The organism is Bradyrhizobium sp. YCK136 (genome assembly GCF_044570075.1).
Classification (GTDB): Bacteria; Pseudomonadota; Alphaproteobacteria; order Rhizobiales; family Xanthobacteraceae; genus Bradyrhizobium; species Bradyrhizobium diazoefficiens.
Genome location: NZ_CP172424.1, coordinates 6118338 through 6134038, shown reverse-complemented (window position 1 = coordinate 6134038; position 15701 = coordinate 6118338). Strand labels below are relative to the sequence as shown.

The following is a 15701-nucleotide window of genomic DNA, read 5'->3' as shown; positions in this document are numbered from 1 at the left end:
CGTGGTGCGCTGCACGTTTCTCGCGTGAGCCGGCCCGTGTTCGCGTGCTCTCTCTGCGGGCACGACTGCACCAAAACGTGCAGCAGGTGGCGTGGCGCACGGCGCCGGTCGCGCGCTGGTCTAGTGGTTTGCGACAACTCTGGCCCTATCCCGTGCCCATCGCTCTGTCGCACGCTCTCGGTCGGTGGCATGACAAGGGATGCATGATGAGCGCTCTGGTTTCGGCATTGGACGTTGCGATGAACGGCAAGGACCCGGCGTCCGGTTCGGACGTCACGCGTAGCTGATCCCTGCACATGAGCTCTTCCGAACATCACTGGGAAGTCGGCACCGATATCGGCGGCACCTTCACCGATATCATCGCGATCCGGCGCGACTCCGCGGAGGCGCGGATTGCGAAGGTGCCGTCGCGCCCGCAGGCGCCCGTTCAGGCGATGCTTGAGGCCATCGAGGCCGTCGGCCTGCGCAAGAGCGAGGTCAAGCGCTTCGTCCACGGCACCACGCGCGTGACCAACGCCATCGTCGAGGGCCGGCTGCCGAAGGTTGCGCTGGTCGCGACCGAAGGCTTTGCCGATGTGCTCGAGATCGCGCGCTATCGCCGCCGCGATCTCTATCGGCTCGACATTCCCCCGAAATCGCCGCCTCTGGTGCCGCCCGAACGATGCTTTGGACTCGCCGAGCGCCTCGATCACGAAGGCAGGGTGCTGAAGGCGCTTGAGGACGCCGAGATCGAGCGTCTGGTGGCCTGGCTCAAGCAGACCGGCGTTCAGAGCGTCGCGGTGGCCTTGCTGCACGCCTACGCCAATCCGGTGCATGAAAAGATTCTCGGCGAGCGGCTCAAGGACGTCGTCGCCCACGTCTCGCTGTCGCACGAGATCAATCCGGAGGCCCGCGAATATGAGCGGACTTCGGCAACCGTGTTCAACGCGGCCGCGATGCCGATCGCGGTGGAATATCTCAGCGAGCTGGAGCAGCGGCTGCCGATTGGAGCCGGCCTGCAGGTGTTTCATTCGGCCGGCGCCATGATCCCGATCTCGGCGGTGAAGCGGCGGCCGCTCGTGATGGCGATGTCGGGTCCTGCAGCCGGCGTCTCGGCCTCGGTCAGTATCGCGCGCCAGCTCGGCACGTCGCGCATGCTGACCTTCGACATGGGCGGCACCACGACCGACGTGTGCCTGATCGTGGACGGCCAGGCCGAGATGACCGACGGCCGCATGCTCGGCGACAAGCCGCTGCGCCAACCGATGCTCGCGGTTCATTCCATCGGTGCCGGCGGCGGATCGATCGTGCGCAACGGTCCGGGCGGCCTGACGGTCGGGCCGGAGAGCGCCGGCTCCGAGCCGGGGCCGGCCTGCTACGGCCGCGGCGGAACCGAGCCCACCATCACCGACGCCAACGCCGTGCTCGGCTATCTCAATCCCGAGACCAAGCTTGGCGATCGCATCGGCATCGACATCGAATCCGCCAAGCGCGTCATCGCGCCGATCGCGCAGGCATTGGGGCTGAGCCTGACCGAAACGGCGCTCGGCATCATCAAGGTCGCGAACGCCACGATGGCTCGGGCGCTCCGGCGCGTCACGGTCGAACGCGGCATCGACGGACGCGATTGCACGCTGCTCGCCTTCGGCGGCGGCGGACCGATGCATGCCGCGGGTCTTGCCGATCTCTACGGGATTGCAGCGGTCGTCGTGCCGAGCGCATCGAGTGCGTTCTCGGCGCTGGGCTGTCTTACCGCCGATTTCAGCTTCCTCCAGCAGCAGACGCTGCGCGCGGCGCTTGAAGGGATCGACTTGGCGCGCGTGTCGGAGCGGATCGGGACGTTGATTGATGATGCCTCGGCGCCGCTGATTGCCAACGGTGTCGCCAGGGCAGAGATCCAGGTCGAGCTGGTGGCCTTGATGCGCTATGCGGCGCAGAACGACGCCATTCCGGTGCCGTTCGCACTGCCGCTCGACGTGGCCGGGCTCAAGAAGGATTTTCTGGCGCGGCATCACGAGCTCTTCGGCTATGCGACGAAGGAGAGCTGCGTCATCGAATCCGTGCGGGTGCAGGCGCGCCGCCCGTCGACGACCGTTGTCAGCCGGCCGGCGACCGTGGCCCGCGCGGTGTCCACCGGCCGGCGCACCTGCTCGTTCGACGGCTTCCACGAGATCGCAACCGCGATCATCGACCGCGCTGCACTGACCGAAATCGTCAGCGGTCCGGCCATCATCGAAGACGCGTGGTCAACAGTGGTGGTTCCGCCCGGCTGGCAAGCGAGGCCAGACGCCGCCGGCAATCTGTTCCTGACGCGGAGGGCGGCATGAAGCTCGATCCGTTCGTCGTCGAAGTCATCAGGCACGGGTTGTCCGCCGCCGCCGAAGAGATGAGCCTGGTGATGACGCGCTCGGCGCGCTCGCCGCTGCTGCGCGAGGCCGGCGACCTGTCGTCCGCGATCACGGACGGTCGCGGCGGCCTGGTCGGGCAGGGCCGCGACATCCCGATCCATCTCGGCGCGATGGCCTACACCATCCCCGAATTGCTGAAGGTGATGCCGCGCGATAGCCTGAATGCCGGCGACGTGGTGATCTACAATGTCGGCGCGCTCGGCGGCAACCATCTCAACGACGTCAAGGTCGTGCGTCCTGTCTTCGTCGACGGCGAGATCGTCGCGTTCGCGGTCAGCCTCGCGCATTGGCCGGATATCGGCGGCACCTGGCCCGGCAGCTATTTCGCCAAGGCCATCGATACCTTCCAGGAGGCGATGCGCATTCCGCCGGTGCTGATCGCAACCTCAGCCGGCGTCAATACGCCGATCGTGCAGCTGCTCAAGGCCAACGTTCGCGATCCTGAGTCCTGCGAGGGCGATCTTTTGGCCCAGATCGCGGCGACCAAGGCCGGCGAGAAGCGCATCGTCGAGCTCTGCCGCGAGCACGGCAAGGCGGCTTTCACGGCAACGCAGTCGCGCCTGCACGATCTCTCCGAGATCGAGATGCGCGAGGCGCTGCGCGCGCTGCCGGATGGCGTCTACGAAGGCGAGGATTATCTCGACGACGGCAGCGAGAACAACGCGCCCGCGCGCATCCACGTCAAGATCACGATTGGCGGCGATGAGGCGACCTTCGACCTCTCCGGAAGCTGCGACCGCGTCTCGAACTTCTGCAACACGACGCCGTTCATGGCCCGCTCGGCCGTCGCCTATGCCGCGCGCATCATGAGCGGACGCGATATGAACCAGAATGCGGGTGCACTGCGGCCGCTGACCATCATCACGCGCCCGGGCTCGATCCTGGAGCCGGGCTGGATGGCTTCGGTTGCCGCCGGCAACCACGAGACGTCCATGCGCATCGTCGATGCGATTTTTCGCGCGATGCAAGACACGATCCCGGAACGTCTGTCGGCAGGGGGCGCGACCACCGCGGGCGTGCTGTTCTTTGCCGAACCGCGTCAAAACGGTTCATGGAAGATGCTCTACGAGGTCCATGGCGGCGGCGAGGGCGCGCGGCACAATCGCGCCGGCATGTCGGCAACCCGGGTGCATCTCTCCAACACCTCGAACACGCCGGTCGAGGTGATCGAGGCGAACTACGCGATCCGCCTGGAGCAGCAGGCCATTCGCCGGCAATCCGGTGGCGCAGGGGCTCATCGCGGCGGTGACGGCTCGGTTCGCACCTATCGCATCCTGGCGCCGTCGATGCACCTGACCACCTGCATCGAGCGCATGGTGATTCCGCCATTCGGCATGCAGGGCGGCGAGGCCGGCAAGACCTGCCGTATCTCGCTGATCCGGCAGGGGGCGCATGTTGCGATCGACGGCAAATCAAATCTGGTGCTGCAGCAAGACGATCTCGTCACGATCGAGATGTGCGGCGGCGGTGGCTACGGCGCCGCGGCTGCGGAGTGAGGGGACCCGCGATGAGCAGATTGTTGCGAACCGGACTGAATGCGGGCGAGGCCGCGCCGATGGCCGTCGTCGGCGGCGAGGGCGTCTACTTCCACCTGTCCGACGGCCGCCGCCTCATCGACGGCAGCAACACCGGCGGCGGCCTCGGGCATCGTCATCCCGCGATGGTGGAGGCGATCCGCCGTGCGGCCGATACGCCGGTCGTGAATGAGGGGTGGACCTGGGTCGGTCGCGAGCAGGCCGCGGACGACCTGATGGCCACCGCGTTCGGGGGCGAAGAGGATTGGGTCGGTGCGGTCCGCTTCTGCATCAGCGGCAGCGAGGCCAACGACATGGCACTTTCGCTCTGCCAGGCGCTGACGCAGCGCTCTGCATTGGCGACGCGCGAGCGCGCCTATCATGGCATCACCGGCCTGTCGCGCAGCATGACGGTGCAGCCGCAATGGCATGGCGGGCTCGCGGTGCACTCAGGCGGTTCGCAGCTGCCGGCACCGATGGCGCCAGTACGGATTTTGCCGGCACCGAATGGCGCGATCTACGGCGCACCGGCCAATAATACGCCGCCGAGCGAATATCTGGCGGATGCCGCGCGTCTGCTCTCCGACACGGCGGCGACGATCATCGACTACACCCAAGGCGGCATCTACTACGACGGCGCCTATCAGGACGAGGTGGCGCGCCGCGCGCGGCAGGTGGGATCGTACTGGATCGCGGACGAGGTCGTCACCGGCGCAGGTCGCGCGGGCCGCTGGTTCGCGTTTCAGGGCGCGGAGAGCCGCCCCGATATCGTGACGCTCGGAAAGTCGCTCGGCGGCGGTGCGGCGGCGGTGGCCGCGGTCGTGGTGTCCAAGGACATCGTCGAGCGGCTCAAGGGCACGAGCTGGCAGAACTATGGCACGCTGCGCGGCCATCCGATCAGCATGGCGGCCGTCAGCGCCTATCTGAAGGTCGTCAGCGACGACAAGATTCTGGAGCATGTCCAAGAGCTCGAAAGGCTGTTCACCCGCCGCCTGCTCGCGATCGCGCAGAAACATCCGAGCGTGCAGCGCGTGGCGGGGCAGGGACTGCACTGGACGGTGGAGCTGCACGGCCCGGACTGGCGCACCTGGCATGCCGACACCACGGAGGTGCCGATCGCCTCGCGCGTGGCGGAGCGGGCGCTGGAAGCCGGCGCGGTGATCGGCACCAGCGGCGAGCAGACTTCGCTGTTCCTGGCGCCGCCACTCGTGATCTCCGAGCGCGAAGCTGAGCAGCTTCTGGATGCGCTCGACCACGGTCTCGACGTCGCGGACGAGGAGCACGGGTGAGTATAGATCACGCAGCATCCCGTCGTTCGCCGGCCTGGCCGGTGGATGAGCCCTGGCATCTCGCGATGCCGGAAGGGACGCTGTACGACGCGCTGGCACGCGCGGCGAACGACCGGCCGTCGCATCCGGCGACGGTGTTCTACGGTGCGAGCCTGAGCTACGCCGAGCTGCGTGAGCGTGTCGACGCGTTGGCGGGTTTCCTGCAAGGCGCTTGCGGCATCAAGCGCGGCGACCGCGTCATGATCGCGCTTCAGAACTCGCCGCAATATGTCATCGCCTATTATGCGGTGATGCGGGCGGACGCCGTGATCGTGCCGGTCAATCCCATGAACAAGACCGCCGAGATGGCGTATCTCGCCGCGGACAGCGGCGCCAAGGTCGCGATCATCGGCAGCGAACTGAGCGATGTGTTTGCTCCGCTGGTCGGGGATGCCATTGCGTATGCAATCGTCGCGCAGTATCGCGACGAGGTTCCGGTCGCCACGCCCTATACGCTGCCGTCCTGCGTGACCGAAGCGCCGTCGGAGATGCCGTCGTCGCCGGGCTGGCACTTTTGGTCGTCCGCGATCGCGCAAGGCTTGCGGCCGGGTGCGATGGCCGCCGGGCCGGACGACCTCATGATCCTGCCCTACACGTCGGGGACGACAGGCAAGCCCAAGGCCTGCATGCACAGTCATCGCAGCGCGCTGTTCACCGCGGCCTTGCAGGCGCGCTGGTACGGGCTCGATGGCGGCGACGTGATGACCGGCTTCATGCCGCTGTTCCACGTCGCGGGCATGCAGGGCTCGATGAATGCCGCGATCGTCGCCGGCGCCACGCTGCTGTTGATGGCGCGCTGGGACAAGGATCTGCTCCCGGACCTGTTCGAAACCTATGGTGTGACGTTCTGGAACGCGGCCCCGACCATGATCGTCGACGTGCTCGCAAGCGCCCGATTCCGCGACCGGTGTTTTGCGAAGCTGAAGGTGCTGACCGGTGGCGGCGCGGCGATGCCGACGGCGGTGGCCGAGCGGCTGAAGGGACGCTTCGGTCTCGATTTCGTCGAAGGCTACGGCATGACCGAGACCATGTCACCGACGCACCTCAATCCGATGGCGGCGCCGAAGCGGCAGTGTCTCGGCATCGCCGTGCAGGAGACCGACGCGAGAATCGTCGATCCCGAGAGCCTGATCGACCTGGACGACAACGTCGTCGGTGAGATCGTCGTGCACGGGCCGCAGGTGCTGCAAGGCTACTGGAACCGGCCCCAGGCCAATGCTGAATCCTTCATCGAACTCTCAGGCAAGCGGTTCCTGCGCACGGGCGATCTCGGCTATCGCGATGCTGACGGTTATTTCTTTGCGGTGGACCGCCTCAAGCGGATGATCAACGTCAGCGGCTTCAAGGTGTGGCCGGCCGAGGTGGAGGCGGCCATGTACCAGAACCGCGCCATCCGGGAGTGCTGTATCGTCTCGGCGCCGGACGATTATCGCGGCGAGACCGTCAAGGCCCTGGTGGTGCTGGACGAGGCGATGCGCGCGACGACGTCGGCGGACGATATCATCGGCTGGGCGCGCGGCGTCATGGCGAGCTACAAGGCGCCGCGCGCCGTTATCTTCGTCGATCATTTGCCGCGGACCGCGAGCAACAAGATCAACTGGCGACTGCTGCAGGACGCCGAATGGGGGCGGACCGCATGAGAAGGCGCCCGGCTGGAAATTCCGGACGCGGCTGCGCTATGCTGCCGGCGCCGGCAAATCGTTGAGGCTGCGATGTTCAGCTTCGTCCAAGAGGTCACCAGGAACCCGCTTATGCGTATTGTCAATGTTGCCGCCGCCCAGATGGGCCCGATTCAGAAAGCCGACAGCCGCGAGGCCGTGGTCAAGCGCATGATCGCGCTGATGGACGAGGCGAAAGCAAAAGGCGCCGACCTGGTCGTCTATCCGGAGCTGGCGCTGACGACGTTTTTTCCGCGCTGGTACGTGGAGGACCGGGCCGAGTTCGACAACTGGTTCGAGCGCGAGATGCCGAGTGCGGCGACGAAACCGCTGTTCGAGCGCGCGGCGCAGCATCAGATGGCGATGAATTTCGGCTATGCGGAGCTGACGCCGGACGGCCATCACTTCAATACCGCCATCCTCACCGACAAGTCCGGCAGGATCGTCGGCAAATATCGCAAGATCCATCTGCCGGGCCATGTGGAATACGACACCAAGCGTTCGCACCAGCACCTGGAGAAGCGCTATTTCGAGCCTGGTGACCTCGGCTTCAAGGTCTGGCGCGAGCTGGGCGGCATCATCGGCATGGCCATCTGCAACGACCGGCGCTGGCCCGAGACCTATCGCGTCATGGGCTTGCAGGGCGTCGAGATGGTGCTGATCGGCTACAATACGCCGTCTGTGAATGCGGAGAAGAGCGAGGAGGGCGTCGAGAAGCGCCTGTTTCACAATCGCCTTTCGGTGCAGGCCGGCGCCTATCAAAATGCGACCTGGGTCGTCGCAGTAGCCAAGGCCGGCAATGAGGATGGCCACCCGCTGTTTGGCGGCAGCCTGATCGTCGACCCCAACGGCGAGATCGTCGCCGAGGCCAAGACTGACGACGACGAGGTTCTGGTCCACGCTTGCGACCTCGATGCCACCACCTTCGGCAAGACCACGATCTTCGATTTCGCCCGGCACCGCCGCATCGAGCATTACGGCCTGATCACCAGCCAGACCGGCGCGGTGCCGCCGCCGGAAAAGTGACGCTGATGGCCGACAAGGGCACATCAGGCATTCCCTTAGCCGAGCTCGATCCGCGCGATCGCTACAAGCTGCTCTGCGGCGTGGTGGTGCCACGGCCGATCGCGCTGGTGACGACGCTGGACGAGAACGGGGCGGTCAATGCCGCGCCGTTCAGCTTCTTCAATATCTTCTCCGAAAGCCCGGCGCTGATCGTGCTGGGGCTTCAGCACAAGCCGGATCACTCGCCGAAGGACACGACCCGCAACATCCATCGCGACGGCGAGTTCGTCGTTCACATGGTGGATGAGGCGCTGTCGGGGGCAATGAACGACTGCGCGGTCGATTTTCCTTCCGGCGACAGCGAGGTCGCTGCGACCGGGCTCGCCACGCTTCCCTCGGTCGACGTGAAGGTGCCGCGTCTCGCTGCGGCACCCTTTGCGCTGGAATGCCGGCGCCATGTCGTGCTGAACTTCTCGCCGGATCGCGAGCTACTGGTCGGCGAGGTGCTCAGGGTTCACGCCCGCGAGGGCCTCGTCGATGAGGCCAACATGTATGTCGATCTCGACGCCTACCGGCCGATCGGCCGCATGTTCGGCAATCTCTACACGACGCAGCGGGACACGTTCGCACTGGTCCGCGAGAGCCACGCGCAATGGCGCGCGCGGCAGGACGCCAAAGAGCTGAAGGACGCCTAGTGAGCCGAGAACTGCGCCGCTCCGAGCGCCATGGTGACGGCCGCCTGTGTCGGGTCGATCACGGGAATACGCAGCGCGTCTTCCAGCGGGCGGCGATGGCGCGCCATGCCGGCGCAGCCCATCACGATGGCGCGGGCGCCGTCCTCGTCGCGCAGCGCACGGCCGATGTCGATCATCTTGGCCAGCGTGCCTTCGCCGGACGCGGTCTCTGCAACACTCATGTTGAGCGGCCGCTCGCCGGCGAGGCGGTCGGTCAGTCCCATCTGCCTGAGATAGCGCATGTGCCGCGGGATCGAGCGCTGGGCGATGGCGATGACGCCAAAGGTTTCGGCGCGCGCCAGCGCCGTCAGCACGCCGCACTCCGCGATCCCGAACACGGGCCGGTCGGTGCCCTCGCGGCAGACCTGAAGCCCGGGATCGCTATAGCAGGCGATGACGAAGGCGGCAAAACTGTTGTCGCTTTCCACCAGCCGGCGCAGCGGCATCGCGACGCTGTCGACGTCGGCCTGGCTTTCAATGCCGAACGGACCCTCGGCCAGCGTCCGACAAACCACTTCCGGTCCGCCCTCGAAATCGAGCGGCTTCAAGGCGTCCTCCAGCCCCTGCGTGACGGTGGGGTTGGAGTTCGGATTGATGACGAGAATGCGCGGCCGGGGCATGATGGTCTTTCCAAGAAATTGCGATCACGTGCGTTGAGCCTATCACGGAGTGCCTCATGACTGAACCCACCTACGACCTGATCATTCGCGGCGGCCGCGTCGCGACCACGACTGACGTCTTCGAGGCCGACGTCGCCATCTCTGGCGAGACCATCGCAGCCATCGGTAAGGGCCTTCCTCCCGCCAAGCGCGAGATCGACGCGCGCGGCAAGCTGGTGCTGCCCGGCGGCGTCGACAGCCACGCCCATATCGAGCAATTGTCCGCCGCCGGCATCATGAATGCCGATACGTTCGAGAGCGCGACCGTGTCCGCGGCGTTCGGCGGCACCACCACGGTGATCCCGTTCGCCGCCCAGCATGTCGGCATGAAGCTGCCGCAGGTGGTCGAGGACTATCACGCGCTGGCGAAGAAGGGCGCGGTGATCGACTACGCCTTCCACATGATCATTGCGGACGCGACCAGGGAGACGGTCGAGGAGCACATCCCGGCGCTGGTAAAGCAGGGGCATGCGTCGATCAAGATCTTCATGACCTACGACCGGCTCAAGGTCGACGACGAGCCGCTGCTCGACATCCTCCTTGCCGCGCGCCAGTCCGGCGCGATGCTGTGCGCGCACGCCGAAAACCACGGCATCATCGCCTGGATGGTGAAGCGCCTGCTCGCGCGCGGCTACACGCTGCCGAAATACCACGCCGTCAGCCACGCCCGTGTGTCGGAGGCCGAGGCGTTCACCCGGCTGATCGGAATGGCGGCGCTGATCGACCAGCCGATCATGATCTTCCATGTCTCGACCGCCGAAGGCGCCAAGGTCATCCGCGACTCGCGCGGTCAGGGGCTCAAGGTCTTTGCCGAGACTTGCCCGCAATATCTGTTCCTCACCGCTGCCGATCTCGACAAGCCCGGTGCGGACGGCGCCAAATGGATGTGCAGCCCGCCGCCGCGCACGCATGCCGACCAGGAGGCGCTGTGGCAGGCGCTGTCGCTCGGCGATCTCCAGACCATCTCGTCGGATCATGCGCCATATCGCTTTGACGAGACCGGCAAGCTGCGCGCCGGCCCCAATCCTAATTTCAAGCAGGTCGCCAACGGTCTGCCGGGACTGGAGCTGCGGCTGCCGCTGCTGTTCGACGCGATGGTGTCGAAGGGACGGCTGGGCCTTGAAAAATTCGTCGAGCTGACCGCGACCGCACCGGCCAAGATCTACAACCTTCACCCGCGCAAGGGCTCGATCGCGGTCGGCGCCGACGCTGATATCGCGATCTGGGATCCCAACCGCGAGACCGTGATCGCCGACGAGATGATGCACGACCTCGCCGGTTTTACGCCGTTTGCCGGGCGGAAGCTGAAGGGCTGGCCGGTGTCGGTGCTGTCGCGCGGCCGCGTGATCTTCGACGGCAATAAGTGTCTTGCGAGCGCCGGCAGCGGAAAATTCCTGGCGCGCAGCGGCGGCGAGGCGGCGAAGCCGACGGGTCGGCTGGTCGCGGACATGGATCCGGAACGGAATTTCGGGGCGAAGCTGCTGTGACGGTGGATTGCGTGCGATGAAGATCATCATCTTCGGCGGCACCGGCTTTGTCGGCCTCAATGTTGCCGAGGTGCTGCTTGCGCGCGGCCATGACGTGACGCTGTATGATCGTAAGCAACTTCCGGCTGGCGCGGAGCGGTTCTTTGCTGACCACCGGGAGCGGCTCTCGATTATTCAGGGCGAGATCACGGACATCGAGAGGATCGACGCGCTGGTAAAGCAAGGCTTTGATGCGATCATCCTTGGCGCTGCCATAACCGCCGGGGACCAGCTCGAGCGGACCACGACCTCGAGCATCCTCGAGATCAATGTGATGGCTCAGATGCCGATCCTGAGCGCTGCGATCCGCCGTGGCGTTCGGCGCGTGATCAATCTCTCCTCTGCGTCGGCCTATGGTGCCGCGGGGCAACGCTATCCGGTACTGGACGAGGAGACGCCGTGCGATCCCGTCTCATTTTACGCGATCAGCAAATTCACGTCAGAGAGATCCGTGGCGCGGCTTGCCGAGTTGTGGGGAGGCGATTTTCTGAGTGTGCGGTTAAGCGCCGTGTTCGGTCCGTGGGAGCGGATCGGGAAGGTGCGCGATACGCCCAGCCTCCAGTTCCAGATCCTTGCTGCGTTCGCCCGCGGCGAACCGGCCCTTCTCCCTGCGCCAGGCATCAAGGATTGGACCTACGCGCCCGACGCCGCCGAAGCGGTGGCGGTGCTGATCGAAGCCGAGCGGCCACGCCACCGGCTCTTCAACATCTCAAGCGGCGCAGCCTGGTCCGCGCTGCAATGGGGTGAGGCGTTCGCAGCCCTTCATCCCGGGCTGGAGTGCCGGCTCGCGTCACCCGGAGAGAAGACCTTCATCAAGCTCCACGGCGGGGATCGTGCGCCGATGTCGGTCAAGCGGATGGCCGATGAGTTCGGCTGGCGCGCCCGGTTCGGCTGCATGGAGTCGGCCGCAGCGATGAGCGCCTGGTGGATGCAGCACAAGGAAGGGATCTGACATGCGGCTGCAGGGGCGCACGGCCATCATCACCGGAGCGGGCTCGGGCATCGGCCGGGCCAGCGCAAAGCTGTTCGCGGCGGAGGGCGCGCGTCTCGCGCTGGTCGATCGCGATGCCGCGGGTCTTCAGGAAACGCTGGGCCTCGTGAGTGAGGCAACGGTGCATGTCGGGGACGTCGGCGATGCCGCATTGGCCGAGACTGTTGCCGGCGATGTCGTGGCGCGCCACGGCCGGCTCGATATCCTCATGACCGCTGCCGGCTTCTCCTGCGGCGGCACGGTGCTGACGACGAGCCCGGACGACTGGGACGCGGTGTTCCGCGCCAATGTCGGCGGCACCTGGCTGTGGGCGCGGGCCGCGGTGCCTCACATGCAGCGGCAGAACAGCGGCTCGATCATCACGCTGGCATCGCAGCTCGCCATCGCCGGCGGCAAGGGCAACAGCGCCTATATCGCCGCCAAGGGCGCGATCGTCAGTCTCACGCGGACGATGGCGGTGGATTTCGCCACCGACGGCATTCGCGTCAACGCCATCGCGCCCGGCGCGATCGACACGCCGATGCTCCGCCGCAGCTTCGCCCGTCACGCCAATTCGGACGAGGTGCGCGAAGCCTCCCGCAACCGCCACGCCATGAAGCGGTTCGGCCACGCAGACGAGATCGCGCAGACGGCGCTGCATCTCGCCAGCGATGCGTCCTCGTTCACGACGGGCACCGTGATGGTGGTTGACGGAGGCTGGCTCGCGGCATGAGTGACGCACTGACCGAGCTTGAAGCTGACGTTCGCGCTGATCTCGCCATGATCGCGCATCCGGGCGCGGCATGGCTTGAGCCGAAGATCGGGCCTGATGGCGAACCGGCGCTGGACGTGCTCATCGTCGGTGCCGGCCAATCCGGCATCGCCATCGGCTTCGGCCTCATGCGCTCCCGCGTCAGCAACATCCTGCTACTCGACAAGGCCGAGGAGGGGATGGAGGGTCCGTGGCTCACTTACGCCCGCATGCCGACGCTGCGCAGCCCCAAGGACTACACCGGTCCCGACCTCGACATTCCGAGCCTGACCTACCAGTCCTGGCACGAAGCCCGCTTTGGCAAGCAGAGCTGGCAAGAACTCGGCCTGATCGAACGCGGCCATTGGGCCGAGTATCTGCTGTGGCTGCGCCGCACGGTCGGCTTGCCGGTGCGCAACGCTTGCGAACTCCTGGAGATCGCGCCTACGTCTGACGGCTTGCTCACCGCGCGCGTGAAACGGGCAGGAGAGGTCGAGACGCTCTACGCCCGCAAGATCGTGCTGGCGACGGGGCAGGAGGGGATGGGCGGCTGGATGATCCCGGAACGGCTCCGCCATCTGCCATCGAGTTCGGTCGCGACCGTCGCCGACGACATCGATTTCGAAAAGCTTCGCGGCAAGCGCGTCGCCGTAATCGGCGCCGGTGCGTCCGCCTTCGACAATGCGGCGACCGCGCTGGAGGCTGGCGCCGCCGAGGTGCATCTGCTGTGCCGCCGTACGCAGATCCAGGTGATCCAGCCCTATCGGTGGCTGACCTTTCGCGGCTTCCTGCGTCATCTCAGCGATCTCGACGATGCCTGGCGCTGGCGCTTCATGCGCACTATCCTCGAAATGCGGGAAGGCTTTCCGCAAGCAACCTATGATCGCTGCGCGCGTCACGCCAATTTCACATTGCACGAGGGCGCGCCGGTCGAGGCGGCCCGGGAGACGGGCAAAGGCATCGAATTGCAGACGCCGCGCGGCGCCATCCGTGCTGATTTCGTCATCTGCGGCACCGGCATCGACATGAGCTTTGCCGGGCGCGGCGAGCTCGCCACATTCGCCGGCAACATCGCGACCTGGGCCGACCGCTATCAGCCGCCTTCGAGCGAGCGCAACGAACGGCTCGGCCGCTTTCCCTATCTCGCCGACGATTACGCCTTCACCGAGCGCGTGCCGGGCGAGACGCCCTGGATTTCCGACATCCATCTCTTCGCGATCGCCTCCACCATGAGCTTCGGTCCGTCGGGATCGTCGATCAACGCTATGACGACCGCCGTCCCGAAGCTGGTGCACGGCCTCACGCGCGGCCTGTTTCGCGCCGACATCGCGCGGCACTGGGCTTCGCTCAGCGCCTATGACGTGCCGCAGGCCGTGGTCACGCGGCCGGCGCGAAAGACGGGGGAATTGCGATGATCATCCATGCGCCGCCGCGACGAAGCGTCCCCATGAGCGCACCATGAGACTGGCGCGCAACTTGCTTGTTTCTTAACCTGCCTTGCTGGCGTTCTTGTCGAAATTCAGGGAAAAACGAATGCGTTTTGTGTATTTCAGGCCGGCGTCCTCGATGCTTGCCACTGTTGCGCTTCTGCTCATCGCGAACGCGCCTTCGCAGGCCCAAACCAGGGCGGAAACGCTGCGCTATGTGACCGGCGCATCCGTCAACACGCTCGATCCCAACATCCCCGGCTCGACGCGCGAGTCCTTCGCGCTGAGCATGAGCACCTACGACCGGCTGGTGGCGTTCGGCCGCAAGCAGCTCAACGGCAAATGGGTGTTCGATCTCGACACGATCACCGGCGAGCTCGCCGAATCCTACGACGTCAGTCCCGACGGGCTGAAGCTCACCTTCCGCCTGCGCAAGGACGCCAAGTTCCAGGACGGCTCGCCCGTGACCGCCGAGGACGTGAAATGGTCGCTCGATCGCTGCGTCACCGCGCCGATCCTCGGCAAGGCGCAGCTCCTGACCGGCTCGTTGACGTCGGCCGATCAGTTCAAGGTGATCGATCCCCTCACCATCGAGGTGACGCTGCCGAAGCCCGACAAGCTCGCGCTGCCGAATTTGGCGACCGTCTATCCCATGATCATCAACTCGAAGATCGCCAAGGAGCACGCGACCGCGGATGATCCCTGGGCGACCGCCTGGCTGAAGGAGCACACCGCCGGCAGCGGTGCCTACGTGGTCGAGACTTTCAAGCCGGGTGAGCAGGTGATCCTCAAGCGTGACGAGTCCTGGAACCGCGGCTCGGCCAACAAGCCCGCCTTCTTCAAGCGTGTGATCGTGCAGTCGGTGCCGGAGCCGGCGACCCGCGCCAACCTGGTCGAGCGCGGCGATGCCGACATCGTCGTCGATCTCCAGGCCAGCGACGTGCAGTCGCTCGAGGCCAAGGGCAAGCTCAGGGTGATCTCGACGCCGCAGTACAATGCGATCACCTTCGTCTCGATGAACAACCAGATCCCGCCCTTCGACAACGTCAATGTCCGCCGCGCCATCGCCTTCGCGCTGCCGTATGACGACATGTTCAAGGCCGCGCTGTTCGGCCGCGGCGCGCCGCTGTTCGGCGCGAGCTGGCCGGATGGCAAGCCTGTGAACGGCATCTATCCGTTCCAGGCACCGGTGAAGACCGATCTCGACAAGGCCCGCGAATATCTCAAGGCCGCCGGCCTTCCCGAAGGATTTGCGACCACCTTCAGCTTCAACGTCGGCCAGGCCTCGACGGCCGAGCCGATGGCGTCGCTGGTGAAGGAATCGCTTGCGAAGATCGGGATCAAGGTCGACATTCAGAAGCTGCCGGATGCGCAGATGTCGACGCAGATCAACGAGAAGAAGCTGCCGTTCTTCACCGAAGGCATCGTCGCCTGGCTGCCGTCGACCGACTACTTCTACCGCAACTTCTACACCGGCAATCAGCGCTGGAATTACAGCTCCATCAACAATCCCGAGCTCGTCGCGATCGCGCAGGAAGCCCGCTTCGAGCCGGACAAGGCCAAGTACGAGGAAGACGGCCGCAAGCTCAACGCGATCCATTTCAGCGAGATGCCGCAGATTCCGCTGTGGCAGCCGAACCAGGACGCGGTGATGGCGTCGTCGATCGAGGGCTATACCTACGAGTTCCACCGCCAGGTGGATTATCGCGACGTCAGCCGCAAGTGAGATCGGCAAACGAGAG

General features: G+C 65.8%; 12 protein-coding genes. 11 read left to right on the top strand and 1 reads right to left on the bottom strand.

The genetic code is table 11. The annotated features are described in order from the left end of the window. Nucleotides 1–296: 296 nt before the first annotated feature. The 6 genes from ACFLEY_RS29760 to ACFLEY_RS29735 all read left to right on the top strand — a co-directional run bounded on the left by ACFLEY_RS29760 (nucleotide 297) and on the right by ACFLEY_RS29735 (nucleotide 8587). The gene (locus ACFLEY_RS29760) at nucleotides 297–2306 is read left to right on the top strand and encodes a hydantoinase/oxoprolinase family protein (RefSeq protein ID WP_060911321.1); all 2010 of its coding nucleotides are present in this window, start codon (nucleotides 297–299) and stop codon (nucleotides 2304–2306) included. Further along, on the top strand, nucleotides 2303–3883 hold the full coding sequence (locus tag ACFLEY_RS29755) for a hydantoinase B/oxoprolinase family protein (RefSeq protein WP_396604275.1): 1581 nt from the start codon (nucleotides 2303–2305) through the stop codon (nucleotides 3881–3883). Before ACFLEY_RS29760 ends, ACFLEY_RS29755 begins: the two co-directional genes overlap by 4 nt. Before the next feature lie 11 nt (nucleotides 3884–3894). Then, the gene (locus tag ACFLEY_RS29750; protein ID WP_028172075.1) at nucleotides 3895–5190 is read left to right on the top strand and encodes an aspartate aminotransferase family protein; all 1296 of its coding nucleotides are present in this window, start codon (nucleotides 3895–3897) and stop codon (nucleotides 5188–5190) included. Next, a complete protein-coding gene (locus ACFLEY_RS29745) occupies nucleotides 5187–6869 on the top strand; it encodes a long-chain fatty acid--CoA ligase (RefSeq protein ID WP_060911323.1) in 1683 nt (560 codons plus the stop codon). The genes ACFLEY_RS29750 and ACFLEY_RS29745 overlap by 4 nt, the downstream gene beginning before the upstream one ends. A 111-nt stretch (nucleotides 6870–6980) precedes the next feature. Beyond that, entirely contained in the window at nucleotides 6981–7913 is a 933-nt protein-coding gene (locus tag ACFLEY_RS29740) for an N-carbamoyl-D-amino-acid hydrolase (protein WP_060913017.1), read from the top strand. 5 nt (nucleotides 7914–7918) lie between these two features. Continuing rightward, nucleotides 7919–8587 (top strand): flavin reductase family protein, encoded by a 669-nt coding sequence (locus tag ACFLEY_RS29735; protein ID WP_171901246.1) that lies wholly within the window; start codon nucleotides 7919–7921, stop codon nucleotides 8585–8587. On the opposite strand, the gene ACFLEY_RS29730 is transcribed toward ACFLEY_RS29735, so the two are convergent. After that, nucleotides 8584–9246 (bottom strand): aspartate/glutamate racemase family protein, encoded by a 663-nt coding sequence (locus ACFLEY_RS29730; protein ID WP_060911325.1) that lies wholly within the window; start codon nucleotides 9244–9246, stop codon nucleotides 8584–8586. The two genes, ACFLEY_RS29735 and ACFLEY_RS29730, sit on opposite strands and share 4 nt — an antisense overlap. A gap of 56 nt (nucleotides 9247–9302) precedes the next feature. Between ACFLEY_RS29730 and hydA the strand changes: the two genes are divergently transcribed. The 5 genes from hydA (at nucleotide 9303) to ACFLEY_RS29705 (ending at nucleotide 15685) form a co-directional block, all read left to right on the top strand. Beyond that, on the top strand, nucleotides 9303–10772 hold the full coding sequence (hydA, locus tag ACFLEY_RS29725) for a dihydropyrimidinase (protein ID WP_060911326.1): 1470 nt from the start codon (nucleotides 9303–9305) through the stop codon (nucleotides 10770–10772). A gap of 16 nt (nucleotides 10773–10788) precedes the next feature. After that, nucleotides 10789–11763, top strand: coding sequence for an NAD(P)-dependent oxidoreductase (locus tag ACFLEY_RS29720; RefSeq protein ID WP_060911327.1), 975 nt, complete (start codon nucleotides 10789–10791; stop codon nucleotides 11761–11763). 1 nt (nucleotide 11764) lies between these two features. Further along, nucleotides 11765–12514, top strand: coding sequence for an SDR family oxidoreductase (locus tag ACFLEY_RS29715; RefSeq protein WP_060911328.1), 750 nt, complete (start codon nucleotides 11765–11767; stop codon nucleotides 12512–12514). Then, the gene (locus tag ACFLEY_RS29710) at nucleotides 12511–13947 is read left to right on the top strand and encodes an NAD(P)-binding domain-containing protein (RefSeq protein ID WP_060911329.1); all 1437 of its coding nucleotides are present in this window, start codon (nucleotides 12511–12513) and stop codon (nucleotides 13945–13947) included. The genes ACFLEY_RS29715 and ACFLEY_RS29710 overlap by 4 nt, the downstream gene beginning before the upstream one ends. Before the next feature lie 118 nt (nucleotides 13948–14065). After that, complete coding sequence (locus ACFLEY_RS29705; RefSeq protein WP_060911330.1) at nucleotides 14066–15685, top strand: ABC transporter substrate-binding protein; 1620 nt, start codon at nucleotides 14066–14068, stop codon at nucleotides 15683–15685. The last annotated feature ends 16 nt before the right edge of the window (nucleotides 15686–15701 follow it).

Bases quoted from the DNA above. Each gene is read 5' to 3' on its own strand.
- ACFLEY_RS29760 (WP_060911321.1), top strand. From the start codon at position 297: ATGAGCTCTTCCGAACATCACTGGGAAGTCGGCACCGATATCGGCGGC.
- ACFLEY_RS29755 (WP_396604275.1), top strand. From the start codon at position 2,303: ATGAAGCTCGATCCGTTCGTCGTCGAAGTCATCAGGCACGGGTTGTCC.
- ACFLEY_RS29750 (WP_028172075.1), top strand. From the start codon at position 3,895: ATGAGCAGATTGTTGCGAACCGGACTGAATGCGGGCGAGGCCGCGCCG.
- ACFLEY_RS29740 (WP_060913017.1), top strand. From the start codon at position 6,981: ATGCGTATTGTCAATGTTGCCGCCGCCCAGATGGGCCCGATTCAGAAA.
- ACFLEY_RS29735 (WP_171901246.1), top strand. From the start codon at position 7,919: ATGGCCGACAAGGGCACATCAGGCATTCCCTTAGCCGAGCTCGATCCG.
- ACFLEY_RS29730 (WP_060911325.1), bottom strand. From the start codon at position 9,246: ATGCCCCGGCCGCGCATTCTCGTCATCAATCCGAACTCCAACCCCACC.
- hydA (WP_060911326.1), top strand. From the start codon at position 9,303: ATGACTGAACCCACCTACGACCTGATCATTCGCGGCGGCCGCGTCGCG.
- ACFLEY_RS29720 (WP_060911327.1), top strand. From the start codon at position 10,789: ATGAAGATCATCATCTTCGGCGGCACCGGCTTTGTCGGCCTCAATGTT.
- ACFLEY_RS29715 (WP_060911328.1), top strand. From the start codon at position 11,765: ATGCGGCTGCAGGGGCGCACGGCCATCATCACCGGAGCGGGCTCGGGC.
- ACFLEY_RS29710 (WP_060911329.1), top strand. From the start codon at position 12,511: ATGAGTGACGCACTGACCGAGCTTGAAGCTGACGTTCGCGCTGATCTC.
- ACFLEY_RS29705 (WP_060911330.1), top strand. From the start codon at position 14,066: ATGCGTTTTGTGTATTTCAGGCCGGCGTCCTCGATGCTTGCCACTGTT.